This is a genomic window from Streptomyces sp. NPDC093261 (assembly GCF_044753645.1).
In the GTDB taxonomy this organism is placed as follows: Bacteria; Actinomycetota; Actinomycetes; order Streptomycetales; family Streptomycetaceae; genus Streptomyces.
The window spans coordinates 356,238-374,343 of sequence record NZ_JBIVNO010000001.1 but is presented as its reverse complement, the minus strand read 5'-3'; the positions used below and the strand labels follow the sequence as shown (position 1 = coordinate 374,343).

Here is an 18,106-nt window from a genome sequence, read left to right as displayed (position 1 = left end):
CGCGCCTAGCTCTCGGGCTGCTCGATGATCTGCGAGATGTACAGCGCCTCGCCGAGCTTGTCCACCAGGTCAAGCTGGGTGTCCAGATAGTCGATGTGCTGCTCCTCGTCCGCCAGGATCGACTCGAAGATGTTCGCGGACGTGATGTCGCCCTTCTCCCGCATGATCTTGATCCCGCGCCGGAGCCGGTCGATCGCCTCCACCTCGACCTGCCGGTCCGCCTCGAACATCTCCCGCACGGTCTGTCCCACCCGCACATGGAACAGCCGCTGGTAGTTCGGCAGCCCCTCCAGCAAGAGGATGCGGTCGGTGAGCACCTCCGCGTGCTTCATCTCGTCGAACGACTCGTGCCGCGTGTGCTGGGCGAGCTTGTACCAGCCGAAGTTCTCCTGCATCTTCGCGTGCAGGAAGTACTGGTTGATCGCGGTCAGCTCGCCGGTGAGCTGTTCGTTGAGGAATTCGATGACCTCGGGGTCGCCCTGCATCGCCCGGGCTCCTTCCAAGCGGGGGGACTGGCGGATTGCGCCGCATGATTGCACCGGCACACAGGGGCGTCCAGTAAGTGCATGCTTAGTGCGAGTTGCCCGGATTGGGCTGCGGGTGGTCGGATGCACCCTCTGCGGTCTGTCAGGATGGAGTCATGGGTCATCCGGTGGAGCGCATGTCAGGAGAAGCGGTACGGTCCGAGCTTCCGCCGGGACAGCGACTGCAGCGGGGCTGGCCGGTCACCCATTACGGCCCGGTGCCCAAGTTCCGCCCCGAACGATGGGACTTCCGGGTCTTCGGCGCCACCGCGGACGGCGAGAAGCACTCCTGGAACCACGAGGAGTTCACGGCCCTGCCGTACACGACCGTGGTGGCCGATCTGCACTGCGTCACGAAGTTCAGCATGCTCGGGGCCGAATGGGGCGGCATCCCGGCCCGCACGATCCTCGAGATCGCCCCTCCGGCCCGCGCCGTCACCCATGTCATGGTCTGGGCGGAGTACGGGTACAGCGCGAACCTCCGCCTCGCCGACTTCGCCTCGGAACGGACGATCTTCGCCACCCACAAGGACGGTGAACTGCTCACCGCCGAGCACGGCTTCCCGCTGCGTCTGATCGTCCCGCACCTGTACGCCTGGAAGGGCCCCAAGTGGGTCCGAGGTGTCGAGTACATGACCGCCGACCGGCGCGGCTTCTGGGAGGAGCGCGGGTACCACAACATCGGCGACCCCTGGCGGGAACAGCGTTACTCCTACCAGGAGGAACCCGGCGACGGCCCGGAACTGTGAGCGCGGCGCGACGGCCCGCCACCGCGGTAACCCACGGCCCGCCACCGCGGTAACCCACGGCCCGCCGGCAAGCGCGGGGGGTCAGCCCACGGCCCGCTACCAGGCCCGGGGCGCTCAGCCCGCGGCCCCCCGGCAAGCCCGGGGCGGTCAGCCCTCCCGTAGCTTCTTCAGTCGCTCCACGTCCGCCGCGTGGCCTTCCTTCCCGCCCGGCGTCTCGATGATCAGGGGCACGCCCGCGGTGGCCGGGTGGGTCATCAGGGCGCGGAACGGATCCTCGCCGATATGGCCGGAGCCGATGTTCGCGTGACGGTCCCTGTGGGCGCCGACCCTCTCCTGGGAGTCGTTCGCGTGGACCAGCTTCAGCCGCCCCTCGCCGACGGTGTCCACCAGCAGATCCAGGGTCTGATGCATACCGCTCGGCCCCGTCAGATCGTGCCCGGCCGCGAAGACATGGCAGGTGTCGAGGCACACACCCAGCCGGGGATGCGCGTCCAGCGCCTCGAAGTACGCCGCGAAGTCCCAGGTGCGCGAGCACAGGGAGGCGCCCTGGCCCGCGGTCGACTCCAGCAGGAGGTACGGGTCGTCGTCGTGTGCCAGCTCGTCCAGCAGGGGCAGCACCCGCTCGCGCACCTGCCGCAGCGCGACCGCCCGCTCCCGCCCGCCGGTGGCGCTCCCGGTGTGCACGACGACGCCCAGCGCCCCGATCTCACGTCCCCGGCGCAGCGAGTGCCGCAAAGACTCCACCGACTGCTCGACCGTCGCCTCGGTGTGCGAGCCGAAGTTGATCAGATACGGCGCGTGGACGTACACCGGTGTCGAGCCGGCGGCACACGCGGCCCGGAACGCCTCGTCCTGCCGTGGATTGCCGGCCGGGGTCGCCCAGCCCCGTGGATTGGCGACGAAGACCTGCACGGCCTCGGCCCCGATGTCCCGCGCATAGGCCAGCCCGACGGAGTGCAGACCCCCCGCCACGGGGACATGACTGCCGACGGGATTGCGGAGGGCGGCGGGCGCGCCGAGGGCGCCGGTGGACTGGGGAGTGCTCACGCTCCAAGGGTGTCACGCGGGCCCGGGCGCCCGGGCGGCCGGGCGCCGTCGGGGGCCCTTCAGCGGATCTTGAGCGTGATCGTGGATCCCTTGGGCGCCTTCTGCCCGCCCTTCACCGACTGGTCCTTGACCGTGTCGCCGAACAGGCCCAGCAGGCCGCGGTCCTCCTCGACCTGGAAGCCCGCCGCCTCCAGGGTCTTGCGCGCGTCGTCGACGTTGTCGCCGACCACGTCCGGCACCTCGACCTGCTCGCGGCCCTTGGAGACGGTCAGCGTGACCGTGTCGCCCTCGGCGGCCTGCTTGCCCGGGTCCGGGGACTGCCGGGCGACCTTGCCGGCGTCGAACTCGGAGGTGACCTGCGTGTCCGCGATCCGCACCTTCAGGCCCTCGTCCTGCAGCCGGGTCGTGGCGTCGTCGAGGTCGGAGCCGGTGACCTCGGGAACCTCCACCGGGCTGCCCCTGCTCACGGTGAGCGCGATCGCCGAACCGCCGTGGCGCTTGGTGCCCGCCCCCGGGTCCGTGCCGATCACGGAGCCCTTGGCCACGCCCTCGCTGAACGCCTGCGTGACCATGCCCGGGACCAGGCCGGCCTTCTTCAGCCGCTCCTGCGCGCTGGCCAGCGGTTCGCCCTTCACATCGGGCACCTGCACCGTCTCGGGACCGTCGGAGAGGGTCAGCGTCACCGCGTCGTGGGAGCGGATGCGCTCGCCCGCCGACGGATCGGTGCTGATCACCGTGCCGGGCTTCACCGTGTCGCTGTAGGCGTGCCGGACCTGCCCGACCTCGAGCCCGGCCCGCTGAAGCCGGGCCCGTGACTCGGCCTCGGTCTTCGCCAGCAGCGGCGGCACCTTGGTGAACTGCCCGGAGTTGATGTACCAGACGCCCGTGCCGACCCCGAACGCCACCAGCGCGGCAAGGACGAGCGCGAGCAGCCGGCGGGGGCGCGCGGAGCGCCCGGCGGGCTCGGACGGCGGGGTCTGGAGCACGCTCGTCCGGTTGACCACGGCCGTGTCGCGGGCGGGGTCCCCGGGCCCCTCGGGGTCGCCGTGCACCGGGCGGACCGGCACCAGGCGCGGGATCACGCTCGTACGGTCCCCCGAGCTGTCGTGCTCCGCGGCGAGGGCCCCCGGCGGTACGGCGTCCAGCTGCTCCGCGGTGAGCGTGCTGCGCGCGTCGAGCACCTCGCCGAGGAGCGCCACCGCGTCGTCGGGACGCAGCTCGGGACTGCGGGCGGTCGCCGCCGTGACCAGTTCGTCGAGCTCGATCGCCAGCCCCGGCACGGCGTCCGACGGCGGCGGCACATCCTCGTTCAGATGCTGGTAGAGCACCTGGGCGGGGGAGTCGCCGCCGTGCGGCTTGGCGCCGGTCAGCATCTCGTACAGGACCACCCCGCAGGCGTACACGTCGACCCGGGGGTCGGCCGTGCCGTGTTCCATCTGCTCGGGGGCGAGGTAGGAGACGGTGCCGAGGACCGCGCCCGTGGTGTTCGTGACGGTGTCGACGGCCCGGACGAGGCCGAAGTCGGCCACCTTGACCCGGCCGTCGTCGCCTATCAGGACGTTCTCCGGCTTCATGTCGCGGTGCACGAACCCGGCGCGGTGCGCGGCGCCCAGCGCGGCCAGCACCGGCTCCAGGATGTCCAGGGCGGCGCGCGGCTGGAGCGCCCCCCGCTCGCGCAGCACGTCCCGCAGGGTGCAGCCCGCGATGTACTCCATGGCGAGGTAGACGTAGGACCCGTCGGTGCCCTGGTCGAACACCTGCACCACATTGGGGTGGGCCAGGCGCGCCACCGACTTGGCCTCGCGGATGAAGCGCTCCACGAAGGACGCGTCGGCGGCCAGCGCCGGGTGCATCACCTTGAGCGCGAGGACCCGGTCGAGGCGGGTGTCCAGGGCCCGGTAGACCGTGGCCATCCCGCCGATCGCGATCCGCGCGTCGACGCGATAGCGGCCGTCGAGCACCTGCCCGACGAGAGGGTCCTGAAGGGTCGTATCCACGCAGGTGAGTCTACGAGGGACCACGGTCGGTCCCCTCGTTTGCCGCTGCCGGGGGGTATGACTGCAGCCGAGCTGTGACGCACGCCGCACTCGGCCCCCGCCCGGCGGACGGCCGTGCCCGCCCTCAGAAGGCGGGCCGCTCCGGGTCCAGGCGCGCCATGCCCTCCGTCGGCGACGACGGCTCCGCGAAGTGCCGGCGCGGGATGCGCCCCGCCCGCCGGGCCAGCCGGCCCGCCTCCACCGCGTGCCGCATCGCCTCCGCCATCAGGACCGGCTCCTGCGCGCGGGTGACCGCCGAGGCGAGCATCACGCCCGCGCACCCCAGTTCCATCGCCAGGGCCACGTCCGAGGCCGTGCCCGCGCCCGCGTCCAGGATCACCGGCACGCGCGCGTGCTCCACGATCAGCTGGAAGTTGTGCGGATTGCGGATGCCGAGCCCGGAGCCGATCGGCGAGCCGAGCGGCATGATCGCGGCGCAGCCGACGTCCTCCAGCTTCCGGGCGAGGACCGGGTCGTCGTTCGTGTACGGCAGTACCGTGAAACCGTCGTCGACCAGGGTCTCGGCCGCGTCCAGCAGCTCGATCGGGTCGGGCAGCAGGGTGCGCTCGTCGGCGATGACCTCCAGCTTCACCAGATCCGTGCCGAGAGCCTCGCGCGCGAGACGCGCGGTGAGCACCGCCTCACCCGCGGTGAAGCAGCCCGCCGTGTTGGGCAGCACCCGGATCCCGAGCCGGTCGAGCACGGACAGCACCGAGCCGTGCACCGAGGCGTCGACGCGGCGCATCGCGACCGTCGTCAGCTCCGTGCCGGACGCCACCAGCGCCCGCTCCATGACCTCGAGGCTCGGCGCGCCGCCGGTCCCCATGATCAGCCGGGACGAGAACGTCGTGCCACCGAGGACGAAGGGATCGTCGGCCATGATCAGCCTCCTTGGACGGCGGTGAGGACCTCGACGCGATCGCCCTCCCGGAGCGGTGTCGACGGCCACTGCGTACGCGGGACGACGGTTTCGTTGAGGGCGGCGGCCACACCCGAGGGGGCCGCGGTCAGGACCCGTACGACGGCGTCGAGTGCCGTGCCGGGAGCGAACTGGCGGGACTCTCCGTTGACACAGATGTTCATGCGGGCTGCTCCGTGAGCGCGGTGGCGGCGAACCGCCGGGGGGTGAAGGGCCGTGCCTCGTCCGGGAGGTCGCCCGTGGTCAGGACATGAGCCATGACATCGCCGGTCACCGGGGTGAGCAGGACGCCGTTGCGGTAGTGCCCGGTGGCCAGCAGCAGGCCGTCCAGCTCGGTCGGTCCGAGCAGCGGCGCGTTGTCCGGGGAGCCCGGGCGCAGTCCGGCCCGGGTCTCGGTGAGCGGCAGCTCCGTGATGCCGGGGACCAGCTCGTGCGCGTCGCGCAGCAGCTCGTACACCCCTCCCGCGGTGACCGTCGTGTCCCAGCCCAGCTCCTCGCTGGTGGCGCCGACCACCAGCTCGCCGTTCTCGCGGGGCACCAGGTAGACGTGGCCGCCGCGGACGACAGCGCGCACGGTGCGGTTCAGGAACGGGGCGTACCGCTTCGGCACGGTCAGCCGCACCACCTGCCCCTTCACGGGGCGTACGGGCGGCAGCACCTCGTCGGGCACCCCCGCGAGCTGCCCGCTGAGACTGCCCGCCGCGAGTACGACCTGTTCCGCGGGGAGGTCGGTGCCGTCGGCGGTCCGGACTCCGGCGGCCCGCTCCCGCACCACCGTCAGCCGCTCGGCCCAGCTTCGGTGGAAGGCGACCCCGGCCCGTTCACACGCCGTGACCAGGGCCGCGACCAGCCGTCGCGGGTCGATCTGGTGGTCGCCGTCGACCTTGAGGCCGCCGCGCACCCCGGGGGCGAGCATCGGCTCCAGGCGCCGGCACTCGCGTCCGCTCAGCCATTCCGACGCAAGGCCGGAGCGCTGCTGCAGGGCATGCAGGTCCCGCAGATGGGCGCGGTCGTCGGCGTCCAGGGCGACGGCGAGCGTGCCGCACCGGCGGTATCCGAGATCCCGGCCGGTGGCCTCGGTCAGCTCGGCGGCGAAGTCCGGGTAGCGCCGTGCCGACTCCAGATTGAGCGCGAGCAGCGTCTGCTCGCCGTAGTGCAGTTCGGTGACGGCGGCGAGCATCCCCGCGGCCACCTGGGCGGCGCCGCCGCCCGGGGCGGGATCGACCACGGTCGTGGCGAGCCCGCGCTGCGCGGCACGCCAGGCCGTGACGAGTCCGATGATCCCGCCCCCGACGACGAGGACGTCCGAGGTACGCATGGGCGACATGGGCGGTCAGCCCCCTCCCTTCGCCGGCATGATCCGGATCAGGTTCGTACGGTCGGAGGCCGCCAGCCTCCCTCTCAGCCCGGTGCGTCCGGGCTCCCGCGAGTGCTTGTACGGGGGCCACCCTAGTCCGTGCCCGTCCGCGCCGGTAAGGGAGCCTCCCGGGGGTCGAGGTTGTGACGTGCCGCGGCGGGTAGGCGCAGGGAGGACCGCCCCGGTTCCCGGCGGACACGGTTGGGGCAGGTCGCGGCAGGCAGCGGGACGAGTGCTGTGCAGCAGGTCACTCAGCATGCCCGCTGACTGACACATTGTCAGTTGGCTAGGGTGATCAGGTGAGCGAGCAGACGCAGGAACGGGGCGATTCGGCACGGCGCGTCGTCGTCGTGGGTGCGGGCATGGCCGGGGTGCAGACCGCGGTCGCGTTGCGCGAACAGGGGTTCACCGGCGGGGTGACGCTGATCGGGGCGGAGCCGCACCAGCCCTACGACAGGCCGCCGCTGTCCAAGGCCGTGCTGCTCGGCAAAGCCGAGGGCTCCGCCTTCGACGTCGACTTCCAGGCCCTGGGCATCGAGCTGCGGCTGGGCTGCGAGGTGATCGGGCTGCGCCCCGGCGACCATGAGCTGGACACCGTCGAGGGCCCCGTCCCGTACGACGTGCTCGTGCTCGCCACCGGAGCGGAACCGATCCAGCTCCCGGGCGCGGAAGGCGTCCCCGGGGTGCATCTGCTGCGCACGCTGGACGATGCCGAGCGGCTGCGGCCGGTCCTCGCCGACCAGCACGACATCGTGGTGGTGGGCGCGGGCTGGATCGGCGCCGAGTTCGCCACCGCGGCGCGCGAGGCGGGCTGTGCGGTGACCGTGGTGGAGGCCGCGGACCGGCCGCTCGCGGGCGCGCTGCCCGCGGAGGTCGCCGCGCCGATGGCGGCCTGGTACGCGGACAGCGGGGCCGAACTGATCACCCACGCGCGTGTGGACCGCATCGAGCCGGGGGCCGTGGTGCTCGACGACGGGTCCCGGGTGCCCGCGGGCGCGGTGGTCGTGGGCATCGGAGCGCGCCCGGCCACCGCGTGGCTCGCCGGCTCGGGCATCGAGCTGGGGGCGCACGGGGAAGTGCTCGCCGACGAGCATCTGCGCACGTCGGTGCCGGACGTGTACGCGGTCGGGGACTGCGCGTCCTTCCCCTCGGGGCGGTATGAGCAGCGCCTGCTGGTTCACCACTGGGACAACGCCCTCCAGGGCCCGCGCACGGTGGCCGCGAACATCATCGGGGAGACGCCGATGGCGTACGACCCCGTGCCGTACTTCTGGTCGGAGCAGTTCGGCCGCTTCGTGCAGTACGTCGGCCACCACGCCTCGGCCGACACCACCGTCTGGCGCGGGAACCCGCAGGGCGCCGCCTGGGCGGTGTGCTGGCTGCGCTCGGGCCGCCTGGTGGGCCTGCTGGCGGTGGGCCGGCCCCGGGACCTGGCGCAGGGCCGCCGCCTGATCGAATCGGGCACCCCGATGGACGCCGACCTGCTGGCGGACCCCTCGCGCCCGCTGAAGGAGGCGTCGGCGTAGGGGCACGGACCGGGTGGTCCGTCCGGGCCCGCGCATCCCCCCGTTCGCGGGACGCCCGGGGTCCCCCGTGTCCACCGCCGGAGGCAACCGGCACTCCGCCGGAGGTGCCCCGCTTCCGACTGTCAGTCCGGGATGGCACGCTTGATCCCGTGACCGAGATTGACGCAAAGATCGATGCTCTCGTCCCCGCCTGGCTCACCGTCCCCGACATCGCCGAAGCACTCGGCGTCGAGGTGACCCGCGTGCGGCAGCTGGTCAAGGAGGGCCAGCTCATCGCCGTACGCCGTGGCGAGAACCGCGCACTGCACGTCCCCGCCGCCTTCATCGACGGGGACAAGGTTGTCAAGGGCCTGTCCGGGACCCTGACCCTGCTGCGGGACGACGGCTTCACGGTCGAAGAGATGATCGAGTGGCTGTTCACCTCCGACCCGACCCTGCCCGGCACCCCCGCGCAGGCCCTCAGGGAGAATCGCGGCACGGAGGTGAAGCGCCGCGCGCAGGCGCTCGCCGTCTGATCCGACCGAGAACAACCGTCCGGCGTACGGGCCGCGGGTCCACGGACCCCGGCCCGAGTCCGACCGTGCCCGCCGCGGCCCGTACGCCACCGACCCCGGGGAACCCACCGTGCCCGACATCGCCCGCTCCGCCCGGCTCGCCGACGCCCGCGTCTATCTGTGCACGGACGCCCGCGCACGCCAGGGTGACCTCGCCGAGTTCCTCGACGCGGTCCTGGCCGGCGGCGTGGACATCGTGCAGCTGCGCGACAAGGGCATGGAGGCGGCCGAGGAACTGGAGTACCTGAAGGTCTTCGCCGACGCCTGCGCCCGCCACGGCAGGCTGCTGGCGGTGAACGACCGGGCGGACGTGGCCCACGCGGCCGCCTCGGACGTCCTGCACCTCGGCCAGGGCGACCTCCCCGTCCCCGCCGCCCGCGCCATCCTCGGCGACGATGTCCTCATAGGCCGCTCAACGCACTCCGTGGCGGAGGCCGAGTCCGCCGCCGTCCAGGACGGAGTGGACTACTTCTGCACAGGCCCCTGCTGGCCCACCCCCACCAAGCCCGGTCGCCCCGCCCCCGGCCTCGACCTGGTCCGGCACACCGCCGCGCTGGGCACCGACCGGCCGTGGTTCGCCATCGGGGGCATCGACCTCGGCAATCTGGACCAGGTGCTGGAGGCCGGTGCCCGCCGGGTGGTCGTGGTCCGTGCGATCACGGAGGCCGACGACCCGGGTGCGGCGGCGGCGGAGTTGGCCAAGCGGCTGCGGACGGCGTAGGGCGGCTACGCGTCACGTGGAGCGCCCGCGGGCGGCGTAGGCGGCTGCGGACGGCGCGCTACGGCCGGCTCGTCGCCCCGATCGGGTGACGGTGTCCGACTGGTGGACAACAGCGCGACAATTCAGGCAAATCTCCGTCGCCCGGTTGGGGGACCGCCTTCCCCTGGCTAACCTGCGACTATGGCCCTCGGAACCGCATCCACGAGGACAGATCGCGCCCGTACGGTGCGCGACATCCTCGCCACCGGCAAGACGACGTACTCGTTCGAGTTCTCGGCGCCGAAGACCCCCAAGGGGGAGCGGAACCTGTGGAGCGCGCTGCGGAGGGTGGAGGCGGTCGCCCCGGACTTCGTCTCCGTGACCTACGGCGCGGGCGGCTCGACTCGCGCGGGCACGGTGAAGGAGACCGAGCAGATCGTCGTGGACACGACGCTGACCCCGGTCGCCCACCTCACCGCGGTCAACCACTCCGTCGCGGAGCTGCGCAACATCATCGGCCAGTACGCGGACGCCGGGATCCGCAACATGCTCGCCGTGCGCGGCGATCCGCCCGGCGACCCGATGGGCGAGTGGGTCCCGCACCCCAAGGGCCTGGCCTACGCGGCCGAACTGGTCCGGCTCATCAAGGAGGCGGGCGACTTCTGCGTGGGTGTCGCCGCCTTCCCCGAGATGCACCCGCGTTCCAGCGACTGGGACACGGACGTCTCGCACTTCGTCGACAAGTGCCGGGCCGGGGCCGACTACGCGATCACCCAGATGTTCTTCCAGCCGGAGTCGTATCTGCGGCTGCGCGACCGGGTCGCCGCGGCCGGCTGCCCGACCCCGGTCATCCCCGAGGTCATGCCGGTCACCAGCGTGCGGATGCTGGAGCGGCTGCCGCAGCTCAGCAACGCCACCCTCCCCGTCGCCCTGAAAGAGCGGATCCTCACAGCGAAAGAGGATCCGGCGGCTGTACGCTCGATTGGCATCGAGTTCGCCACGGAGTTCTGCGCGAGGCTGCTGGCCGAGGGAGTCCCCGGACTGCACTTCATTACACTCAACAACTCCACGGCGACGCTGGAAATCTACGAAAATCTGGGCCTGCACCATCCGCAGCAGACCTAGACCGGTCGTACCGATCTACGACAGACTGCGTAGCGGCCACTGTGAGAGGGGCGTACATGGGCTGGACGGTCCTCTACATCGCGTTCGGCATCGTCGCGCTGTGGCTTCTCGGTGAGGTGCTGCTCCAGTACAAGGCTCGCCTGCGCTGGCGGCTGCTGGCGTTCGTCGGCTTCCTCGGCGTCGTGCTCGGCGTGCTCACCGCCTCGGTCCTGGTCATCGCAGTGGGCGCCGCGGCGTTCGCGGTCGGGCAGACCTACGTCACGCTGTCGTTCCGCCGTGGCTTCGCGGCCGGCTGGGCGGTCGGCAACCGTCCGCGTGAGGCCGGTGGCAGCAAGCGCCGCCGGGGCGAGCCGCCCCGGCAGGAGCCGGCGCCGGAGACCGACGGCCCCGAGGACGAGCAGACGACGGCGGCGACGCACCCGCAGGACGACGCCCACGACGACGACAACGTCTTCACCCGCGCCCAGCCCGCGGAGAGCGCCGCCGAGGCGACCGCCGTCTTCGAGCCGCAGCCCCTGCCCGAGGAGACCGGCTCGTACGGCGTCTACACCGGCGCGGCGTACGCGGCCGCCACGGACCCGTCCTATGCGAACGCGGCCCAGGCCCAGGACCAGCAGGCCTACGCCTACGACGGCTACTCCGCCTACGGCCACCAGGGTTACGGCTACGAGGGCGCCCAGCAGCAGTACGGCGGCTACTCCGACCCGTACGCCGGCGCCCAGACCTACGGCGGCGGCACCTACGACCCCGCGTACGGCGGTCAGGAGCAGTACGGGCAGCAGGCCTACGGCCAGGAGCAGTACCCCACCGGTACGTACGGCGAGACCCCGGCCGCCGGTGTCTGGGTTCCCCAGCAGCGCAGCAACGACGGGGTGTTCGGCGGTGAACTGCCGCAGGAGCAGCCCTACCCTTACCAGGGGGACGGCACCGTGCCGAACGGCACCGCGCAGGGCCACGGCTTCGACGAGCACTACCGCTTCTGAGCGGCCACGATCACGCCTGTCCGAGGGCCCGGTGCCGAGCACCGGGCCCTCGCGCACGACCGGCCTCCCGGTGCCTCACTGCGAGCCCCGGAAGTCCGGCCCCTCCACGATCAGCCCGGCGACCAGGGCCCCCGACATCCCGGCGTGCGGGAGCCCGCCACCGGGGTGGGACCAGCCGCCGACCGTGAACAGACCGGGCAGGCCCGTGCTGTTGGACGGCTGCAGCAGCCGTCCGCCGGCCGCCGCGAGGGCGGGTGCCGGGACCGCACCGCCGGGCACACCGGTCTCCTCGGCGATATCGCCCGGGGCGCGCACCTCCCGCCACAGCACACGGTCGCGCAGACCGGGTACCGCGCGCTCGGCGGCCTCCACGATCCGGTCCACGTCGGATTCGGAGGGGCTCAGGCCCGCCGGCACCGTGACCGACAGGGTGACCGCCTCGTGCTCCGCGCCGGGCACCAGTGCGGGGTCGTCCGGGCGCAGCACGGTCACCGTCGGGGCGGCCGGCAGCCCGGCGTCCGCCCCGAACAGGCGGTCCAACTCACCCTCGCGGTCGGCCGGGTGGACCACCGTCCGGTGCGCCGCGCCCTCCGGCCGCGCGCCGCGCAGCGCCAGCAGCACCGTCAGCCGGGCGAGCATCGCGCGCTGCGGCGGAACCTCGCCGGTCCCCCGCACGGACGCCGTCCCCGCCACCAGACGGTCCAGCACGCCGGGCGCGACCCCGGCGACCACATGGTCCGCCTCCACCACCGAGCCGGGCCTCCGGGAGGTGTCCCCGGCCAGCTCCACCCCCGCCGCCCGGCCGTCCTTCTCGACGATCCCGGTGACCTCGGCGCCGAAGACGAACTCCACCTTTCGCGCCACGCACCGCTCGTACACGGCGCGCGCCAGCTCCCGTATCCCGCCGCGCACATACCAGATGCCGAAGGCGTGCTCCATGTACGGCAGCACCGCCGCGCTCGCCGGAGTCGTCCGGGGATCCAGGCCGTACGCCAGGGCGTGGCTCTCCAGCAGGGCCGTCAGCCGCTCGTCGCGCAGCTCGAAGGCGCCGATCTCGGCGAGCGTGCCGGCCCGCCGGGTGCGCAGCAGCCTGCGGTGCGGCGCCGACGGGTACGGCTCGCGCTCGGCCAGCACCGCCCAGTCGGGCCACAACGGCTCCTCCAGGAGCGGCCGGCGCGTGCGGTCCCACGCCTCACGGGCCCGCACCAGGAAGTCGCCCCAGCGCTCACCCGCACCGCCGCCGAGCGCCGCGTCCAGCGCCGACACGGCGCCCGCGCGTGACGCGTTCGGCAGTGCGACCTCGGTGCCGTCCGCGAAGACATGCCGCGCGGACGGGTCCACCTGGACCAGCTCGACCTGGCTCTCCAGCGGCTCCCTGCCGGTCTTGACGAACAGGTCGCGGTAGACCGCGGGCAGCGGTAGCAGGCCCGGGCCGGTGTCGAAGGAGAAGCCGTCGCGCGTGAAACGGCGCACCGCACCGCCGTATGTCTCCGTGCGCTCGTAGACCACCACCCGGTGGCCCGCGACGGCCAGCCGGGCGGCGGCCGCCATCGCGCCCATCCCGGCGCCGATCACCGCAATCCGTGCCATGCCGGTGACTTTATCCGCCACCGCCGACAGTCCGGCGGCGGGTCTGTGATCAGCGCCTTTTGGACGTGAGGCCGGCGCCTCGGCACCACCCGGGCGTGGGGATGAGCGCTCAGGCCTGAGTATGCGTACCTAGTCGGTGAGATGAGTACGCGCACGGATGGGGGCCCACCAGCGCGAACGAGACAGTGGAGACACGGGAGAGGGGTGCGGCCCGGGACCGCCGACACGGGGCGGCGGAACGGCGCCCGCGCCCTTGCCCGCTCCTTCCGCCGACCCTGTTCGGCGGAAGCGAGATACGGGGGACCCGGGGGAACGACCGAACGGGGGCCCTAAGGGGAGCACGGGGGAACGACGGAGCGCCGGTTCGAGGCGTCCCACCAGGGACGCGACCACCTCGGACCGGCGCTTTCGCGTTTCTTTCGCGTCTTCGCGTCTTCGCGTCTTCGCGTCTTCGCTTTGCGCCTTTCGTGCGCCGGGCGCGCGCTACCTGTTGCCGCTCACGCGCCCCTGGATCAATCTCGACAGCGCCGCGTGGACGTCGTCCAGGGAGCGCTCCGGCTGGAACGACTGCCAGTCGAGGGCCGCCACCAGGACCATGCCGACCAGCGCTGCCGCCGTCAGCGGGACATCGATCTCTTCGCTGAACTCGCCGTTCGCCACACCCTCGCGCAGCACGTCCTCGATGGCCGCGACGACCTGCCGGCGCACCACCATGAGCGTGGACTGCCAGGCCCGGTTGGTGCGCCACAGCTCGGCCACGTACAGCTGGGTGAAGGCCGGATAGCGGGCGATGAAGCCGAGTCCCGCGCGGATCATGGCGTCCAGGGCGTCGACCTTGCTGCCGCCGGCCAGGGCGGTCTGCTCGGCCGCCTCCCTCAGAGAGGCGGTGAGCAGACCCACACCATGGCGCAGCAGCTCCTCGAAGAGGACGGACTTGCTGGCGAAGTTGTAGTAGACCGTGCCCTTCGCGACCCCGGCCCGTTCGGCGATCTCGTCGACGGTCGTCGCGGAGAAACCCTGTTCCGCGATGAGGGTGACCGCCGCCTCGTAGAGCTTCTGCCGGGTCGCCGCGCGACGGCCCGAGCCGCCTGGCGCGGCGGCACTGCTGCGTTCCATGGCCTTGATTCTCACAGGAAAGCCCCCGTCAAAGGACGCAGGTCCGGCTGTGGCCGTCACAGGCTCAGCTCCGGGTGCAGCCGGTCGAGGGTCCACACCTGCCTGCGGCGGGCCGACAGGGCGGTCAGCGCGAGGGCGCCCGCGGTGAACGCCGTCAGCACGGCACACGCCTGCCACACGGGCCCGAGGCCGCCGCCGGTGATGAGCCTGCGCAGGGCCTCGATGACGTAACTCATCGGCAGGAAGGGGTGGATCGCGTTGAAGAAGCCGGGACTGGTCTCCACGGGGTAGGTGCCGCCCGCGGATGTCAGCTGGAGCATCAGCAGGGCGAGGACGAGGATCCGGCCCGCCGCGCCGAACTGCGCGTTCAGCCACTGCACGATCGCCGCGAAACACACCGCCACCAGGAACAGGAACCCGATCGTGCCGGCCGCCCGCATCATCTCCAGGCCGATCGCCCAGTGCAGCACGGCCATGAGGGCGGTCGTCTGGAGGACACCGACGCCGGCCGCCGGCAGCCAGCCCGCCAGCGCGATCCGCCAGGCCGAGGCGCCCGCGGCGAGCGCACGCCGGTTCAGCGGCGGGATCAGCATGTACGCCACCATCGCACCCACCCACAGGGACAGCGGAATGAAGTAGGGGGCGAAACCGGTGCCGTAGTTCGGCGCGTGGTGCAGGTCCCTGGAGGCGAGCTGCACCGGGTCGGCCATGACCCCGGTGCGCCGGTCGCGGTCCTGCTTGTCGTAGGCCGGGATCTTCGAGGCCCCGTCGTGCAGTCCGCCAGCGAGCTTTCCGGAGCCGTCGGCGAGCTTGTACATGCCCCCGTTGAGGTCGATCGCGCCCGTCTCCAGCCTGCCGATGCCCGCGTTCAGGTCGGCCGCGCCGGTCTGCGCGGTGCCGAGCTTGATGTGCAGGGTCCTGGCCCCCTGGGCGACCTGGGCGGCGCCCTTGTTGAGCGCGTCCACCTTGGCGACCGCGTCATCGAGGTCCTCGGAGAGGTGTGGTGCCGCCTTGGCGAGGGCCCGGGCCTGCTGCTGGAGCGTCTTCAGGTCCGCCTTCATGGCGGCCATGTCCCCGTGGTAGTCCTGCACGACGGTGTTCACGTCATGGGCGAGCTTCGCCGCCTGCGCCGCCGCGTCCTTCGCCTTCTTCAGGTCGTCGCACGCAGGGTCGGGCAGCAACTGGCCGACACAGCGCCGGTCGTAGACGTCGTTCAGCGCCTCGGACGCCTTGCGGGTGCCGCTCTCCGCGATCGGGGCCGTGGTGACGAACGCGTCGAGGTGGTCGCTGATCACACCCGACGAGTCGGCCACCAGAGTCGCGGTGTCGGCGATCTGCCTGCCGTTCTTCTTCAGAAACGGCCGCACCTGGTCGGCCGTGCCGTCCACGCGGTCGGCCAGCGCCTGGGTGCCGTCCGCGACCTGTTGCGCCCCGTTCTGGAGGTCGCCCGCGCCTCGGGTGAGCTTCGTCAGGCCGCTCGACAGCTTTCCGCTGCCGTTCTCGGCTTCCCTGAGACCGTCGGCGAGGTCCTTGGAGCCCTGCTTCGCCTTGCCGATCCCGCCCGTGAGCCGGTCGGCCCCCTCGGCGGCCTGGACGGTCTTGCCGTGGATGTCGGAGAAGGAGATGAAGATCCTGTCCAGGAACGACCGCGACGTCTTCGTGGAGGCCGCCGCGCGCACCTCGTTGAACACCGTCTTGGAGATCTGCCCGACGATGTAGTTGTTCGCGTCGTTGGTGCGCACCTGGAGGGCGCCGGTCTCGGGGGAGTTCCCGGAGCTGGAGGCGATCCGCGCACTGAAGTCGGAGGGCATCGTCAGCGACAGGTAGTAGGTGCCGCTCTCGACGCCCCGCCTGGCCTCGGCCGCGCTCACCTCGTGCCACTCGAAGGTCCTGCTCTCGCGCAGTCCCTTGACGAGGTCGTCGCCCGCAGTGATCCTCCGGCCGTCCGCCGTCGCCCCCTTGTCGTCGTCGACGAGCGCCACGGGGATGCGGTCCAGGCGCCCGTACGGGTCCCAGAACGACCACAGGTACAGGGCGCCGTACAGCAGCGGCAGCAGCAGGAGCGCCACCAGCGCCGCGCGCGGCAGCCTTCCCCTGCCGAACCGCCTCAGCTCAAGCGCGGCCAGTTTCGGCGAGCGCATCCGCCGTCTCCTTGTCGTCTTCTGCGCCGTCCTCGGACGGCTCCTCGGGGGTGGTGGCCTTCCGGGGCGCGTCCTGCGCGTCCTCTCCGGCGGCCGGCGGGTGCACGTCCTCGCCAGGCGCCACGCGGCCGCCGGGGGCCGTGGACACCACGAGCGCGTCCTGTGGGGCCTCCGTGCACACCGCGAGCACCGTGGTCCCGGCCTCGGCGACGGACCTCAACAGGGCCCATGCCTCGGCCCGTTCGGCGGCGGAGAGCTTGTGGTCGGTGTCGTCGACGGCGAGCAGGCGCGGCCGGCTCATCAGGGCCAGGGCCACGGACAGCCGCAGGGCCTGAAGGCGCTCCAGATCGCGTACGGCGGTGCGGGGCCCCTTGGGCAGCGTGTCCGGGTCGAGCCCGGCCGCGGCGAGAGCGATGTCGATGCGCCGTTTCGCCGCCTTCGTGCGCTCGTCGCGCGGCCGCAGCAGCGCACGCAGGGAGTCCCCGAACCGGCTCTCCAGCAGGGCTCGTTCGCGCAGTTGCTCGCCCACGGTCAGCGCCGGCTCCGGGTCGGTGACGCCGGACACGTTCGCGATCGCGCTGATCCGGCGCACCGCGGACATCTCCCTGGGCAGCCGGTGCCCGCCGACCATGGCCCGTCCCTCGCTGGGCTTCATCCGGCCGGTGAGGGTCAGCAGCAGACAGGTCCGGCCCGAGCCCGACGGCCCCTCCACAGCGATGAGAGCGCCGGGCCGGGCCGTCACATGGACACCCCGGAACACGTGGCCGCGCGGGCCCTTCAGGCCGAGGTCCGCGGCCTCCACGGCGACCCCGGCCGTTTCCTCTTGCATGTCCATGTCCCCCCTCGTTCCCCTGGGCGACAGGCCCAGTCGTGGGACGGTTTTGAACTGACTGGTCAGTGCAAAAGCTACCCCGAACCTACGAACGAAGCAAAGCCGCAGGTCAGAACGGACTGTCAGTGCCATACCCCACGATGGGCGCATACGGCCACAGTGCCGTCACGCAGACGACAGGAGGTTCGTCATGGCCAGCTATCCCGCGGGTGCCGCACCCCGGCGCCGCGCCACCGGCCCTGCCCCCTCACTGACCGGCCCGGCGAGCGACGTGCACCCCGTACCCCGCCGGGCCACGGCCCCGCCCGCCGCACTGGACCTGCTCGCCCAGGCCCGCGCCGGACTCGAGGAGGCGGCCCGACTGGAAACCCCCAACGAGCGCTATGCGACGGCCCATCTGGCGGCCCTGCGCACGGCGGCCGCCGTACTCGCCGCGCGCGGCCGGCCGGAGCCCACCGCCCGGCGCCGCGCCAGGATCAGGAGCGCCTGGGAAGTGCTCCCCGAGATAGCGCCCGAACTGACCGAGTGGAGCGCGCTGTTCGCCTCCGGTGCCGCCCGTCGCGCCCGCGCCGAGGCCGGCATCCCGGGCGCGGCGAGTACCCGCGACGCCGACGATCTGATGCGGGACGTGGCGATGTTCCTGCGTCTGGTGGAGCGGACGCTGCTGCTCCAGCCGGTGCTGCCGCAGCCACGGCGGATCGGTGACAGGGGGATCGGCGAGCGGGGCGGCGGTGGGCCGGAGGTGGGGGAGAGGGGGATGCCGGACGCTGGGTGAGCCCGGGGCCGGGCCGTGCGGTGGTGTGGGTCGGGGCTCCGGGCATGGTGCCGGAGGCAATAGGGTGGAGCCGCTGAAGCCTTTCGCCCTGGTAACGGATCCGGAAGGCCGTCCGATCGCTCCGCCGCACAA

General features: G+C 72.5%; 17 protein-coding genes and 1 riboswitch. Of the genes, 7 read left to right on the top strand and 10 right to left on the bottom strand.

The features are described 5' to 3' along the window. Positions 1 to 5: 5 nt before the first annotated feature. Positions 6 to 485 carry a bacterioferritin gene (gene bfr, locus ACIP94_RS01740; RefSeq protein WP_402418048.1) on the bottom strand — a complete coding sequence of 160 codons (480 nt, stop codon included), beginning with the start codon at positions 483 to 485 and terminating at the stop codon, positions 6 to 8. A 155-nt stretch (positions 486 to 640) separates the two neighbouring features. Between bfr and ACIP94_RS01735 the strand changes: the two genes are divergently transcribed. Continuing rightward, positions 641 to 1,273 (top strand): sulfite oxidase-like oxidoreductase, encoded by a 633-nt coding sequence (locus tag ACIP94_RS01735; protein ID WP_402418047.1) that lies wholly within the window; start codon positions 641 to 643, stop codon positions 1,271 to 1,273. A gap of 147 nt (positions 1,274 to 1,420) precedes the next feature. Here ACIP94_RS01735 and ACIP94_RS01730 read toward each other — a convergent pair whose 3' ends face one another. The 5 genes from ACIP94_RS01730 to thiO all read right to left on the bottom strand — a co-directional run bounded on the left by ACIP94_RS01730 (position 1,421) and on the right by thiO (position 6,602). After that, positions 1,421 to 2,320, bottom strand: coding sequence for a deoxyribonuclease IV (locus ACIP94_RS01730; protein ID WP_402418045.1), 900 nt, complete (start codon positions 2,318 to 2,320; stop codon positions 1,421 to 1,423). A gap of 59 nt (positions 2,321 to 2,379) precedes the next feature. Continuing rightward, a complete protein-coding gene (gene pknB / locus ACIP94_RS01725; RefSeq protein WP_402418043.1) occupies positions 2,380 to 4,317 on the bottom strand; it encodes a Stk1 family PASTA domain-containing Ser/Thr kinase in 1,938 nt (645 codons plus the stop codon). A gap of 124 nt (positions 4,318 to 4,441) precedes the next feature. Next, a complete protein-coding gene (locus ACIP94_RS01720; RefSeq protein WP_402418041.1) occupies positions 4,442 to 5,236 on the bottom strand; it encodes a thiazole synthase in 795 nt (264 codons plus the stop codon). Positions 5,237 to 5,238: 2 nt separating this feature from the next. Further along, positions 5,239 to 5,439, bottom strand: a complete 201-nt coding sequence (gene thiS / locus ACIP94_RS01715) for a sulfur carrier protein ThiS (RefSeq protein ID WP_402418039.1) — start codon at positions 5,437 to 5,439, stop codon at positions 5,239 to 5,241. Continuing rightward, the gene (gene thiO / locus ACIP94_RS01710) at positions 5,436 to 6,602 is read right to left on the bottom strand and encodes a glycine oxidase ThiO (RefSeq protein ID WP_402418038.1); all 1,167 of its coding nucleotides are present in this window, start codon (positions 6,600 to 6,602) and stop codon (positions 5,436 to 5,438) included. The genes thiS and thiO overlap by 4 nt, the downstream gene beginning before the upstream one ends. Continuing rightward, positions 6,601 to 6,712, bottom strand: a riboswitch (TPP riboswitch). (Overlaps the previous gene by 2 nt.) Positions 6,713 to 6,931: 219 nt before the next feature. Here thiO and ACIP94_RS01705 point away from each other — a divergent pair. The 5 genes from ACIP94_RS01705 (at position 6,932) to ACIP94_RS01685 (ending at position 11,520) form a co-directional block, all read left to right on the top strand. After that, a complete protein-coding gene (locus ACIP94_RS01705) occupies positions 6,932 to 8,158 on the top strand; it encodes an NAD(P)/FAD-dependent oxidoreductase (protein WP_402418036.1) in 1,227 nt (408 codons plus the stop codon). Positions 8,159 to 8,307: 149 nt separating this feature from the next. Beyond that, positions 8,308 to 8,673 carry an Rv2175c family DNA-binding protein gene (locus ACIP94_RS01700; protein ID WP_234514974.1) on the top strand — a complete coding sequence of 122 codons (366 nt, stop codon included), beginning with the start codon at positions 8,308 to 8,310 and terminating at the stop codon, positions 8,671 to 8,673. Between the two features lie 109 nt (positions 8,674 to 8,782). After that, on the top strand, positions 8,783 to 9,433 hold the full coding sequence (gene thiE, locus ACIP94_RS01695; protein WP_402418033.1) for a thiamine phosphate synthase: 651 nt from the start codon (positions 8,783 to 8,785) through the stop codon (positions 9,431 to 9,433). A gap of 180 nt (positions 9,434 to 9,613) precedes the next feature. After that, complete coding sequence (gene metF, locus ACIP94_RS01690) at positions 9,614 to 10,537, top strand: methylenetetrahydrofolate reductase [NAD(P)H] (protein ID WP_402418031.1); 924 nt, start codon at positions 9,614 to 9,616, stop codon at positions 10,535 to 10,537. A 56-nt stretch (positions 10,538 to 10,593) separates the two neighbouring features. After that, entirely contained in the window at positions 10,594 to 11,520 is a 927-nt protein-coding gene (locus ACIP94_RS01685) for a hypothetical protein (protein WP_402418029.1), read from the top strand. Between the two features lie 75 nt (positions 11,521 to 11,595). On the opposite strand, the gene ACIP94_RS01680 is transcribed toward ACIP94_RS01685, so the two are convergent. The 4 genes from ACIP94_RS01680 to ACIP94_RS01665 all read right to left on the bottom strand — a co-directional run bounded on the left by ACIP94_RS01680 (position 11,596) and on the right by ACIP94_RS01665 (position 17,196). Further along, positions 11,596 to 13,110, bottom strand: a complete 1,515-nt coding sequence (locus tag ACIP94_RS01680) for a phytoene desaturase family protein (protein WP_402418027.1) — start codon at positions 13,108 to 13,110, stop codon at positions 11,596 to 11,598. A 483-nt stretch (positions 13,111 to 13,593) separates the two neighbouring features. Next, the gene (locus tag ACIP94_RS01675) at positions 13,594 to 14,226 is read right to left on the bottom strand and encodes a TetR/AcrR family transcriptional regulator (protein WP_402418025.1); all 633 of its coding nucleotides are present in this window, start codon (positions 14,224 to 14,226) and stop codon (positions 13,594 to 13,596) included. 56 nt (positions 14,227 to 14,282) lie between these two features. Beyond that, on the bottom strand, positions 14,283 to 16,367 hold the full coding sequence (locus ACIP94_RS01670) for a YhgE/Pip family protein (RefSeq protein ID WP_402418024.1): 2,085 nt from the start codon (positions 16,365 to 16,367) through the stop codon (positions 14,283 to 14,285). Beyond that, positions 16,339 to 17,196, bottom strand: a complete 858-nt coding sequence (locus ACIP94_RS01665; protein ID WP_402420295.1) for an ATP-binding cassette domain-containing protein — start codon at positions 17,194 to 17,196, stop codon at positions 16,339 to 16,341. The genes ACIP94_RS01670 and ACIP94_RS01665 overlap by 29 nt, the downstream gene beginning before the upstream one ends. Positions 17,197 to 17,389: 193 nt before the next feature. Between ACIP94_RS01665 and ACIP94_RS01660 the strand changes: the two genes are divergently transcribed. After that, a complete protein-coding gene (locus ACIP94_RS01660) occupies positions 17,390 to 17,974 on the top strand; it encodes an SAV_6107 family HEPN domain-containing protein (RefSeq protein ID WP_402418022.1) in 585 nt (194 codons plus the stop codon). Positions 17,975 to 18,106 lie beyond the last annotated feature (132 nt).

What these genes read in the sequence shown, in the direction of transcription:
- bfr (WP_402418048.1), bottom strand. Translation starts at nt 485, where the DNA reads ATGCAGGGCGACCCCGAGGTCATCGAATTCCTCAACGAACAGCTCACC.
- ACIP94_RS01735 (WP_402418047.1), top strand. Translation starts at nt 641, where the DNA reads ATGGGTCATCCGGTGGAGCGCATGTCAGGAGAAGCGGTACGGTCCGAG.
- ACIP94_RS01720 (WP_402418041.1), bottom strand. Translation starts at nt 5,236, where the DNA reads ATGGCCGACGATCCCTTCGTCCTCGGTGGCACGACGTTCTCGTCCCGG.
- thiS (WP_402418039.1), bottom strand. Translation starts at nt 5,439, where the DNA reads ATGAACATCTGTGTCAACGGAGAGTCCCGCCAGTTCGCTCCCGGCACG.
- thiO (WP_402418038.1), bottom strand. Translation starts at nt 6,602, where the DNA reads ATGTCGCCCATGCGTACCTCGGACGTCCTCGTCGTCGGGGGCGGGATC.
- metF (WP_402418031.1), top strand. Translation starts at nt 9,614, where the DNA reads ATGGCCCTCGGAACCGCATCCACGAGGACAGATCGCGCCCGTACGGTG.
- ACIP94_RS01685 (WP_402418029.1), top strand. Translation starts at nt 10,594, where the DNA reads ATGGGCTGGACGGTCCTCTACATCGCGTTCGGCATCGTCGCGCTGTGG.
- ACIP94_RS01680 (WP_402418027.1), bottom strand. Translation starts at nt 13,110, where the DNA reads ATGGCACGGATTGCGGTGATCGGCGCCGGGATGGGCGCGATGGCGGCC.
- ACIP94_RS01675 (WP_402418025.1), bottom strand. Translation starts at nt 14,226, where the DNA reads ATGGAACGCAGCAGTGCCGCCGCGCCAGGCGGCTCGGGCCGTCGCGCG.
- ACIP94_RS01670 (WP_402418024.1), bottom strand. Translation starts at nt 16,367, where the DNA reads ATGCGCTCGCCGAAACTGGCCGCGCTTGAGCTGAGGCGGTTCGGCAGG.
- ACIP94_RS01665 (WP_402420295.1), bottom strand. Translation starts at nt 17,196, where the DNA reads ATGCAAGAGGAAACGGCCGGGGTCGCCGTGGAGGCCGCGGACCTCGGC.
- ACIP94_RS01660 (WP_402418022.1), top strand. Translation starts at nt 17,390, where the DNA reads ATGGCCAGCTATCCCGCGGGTGCCGCACCCCGGCGCCGCGCCACCGGC.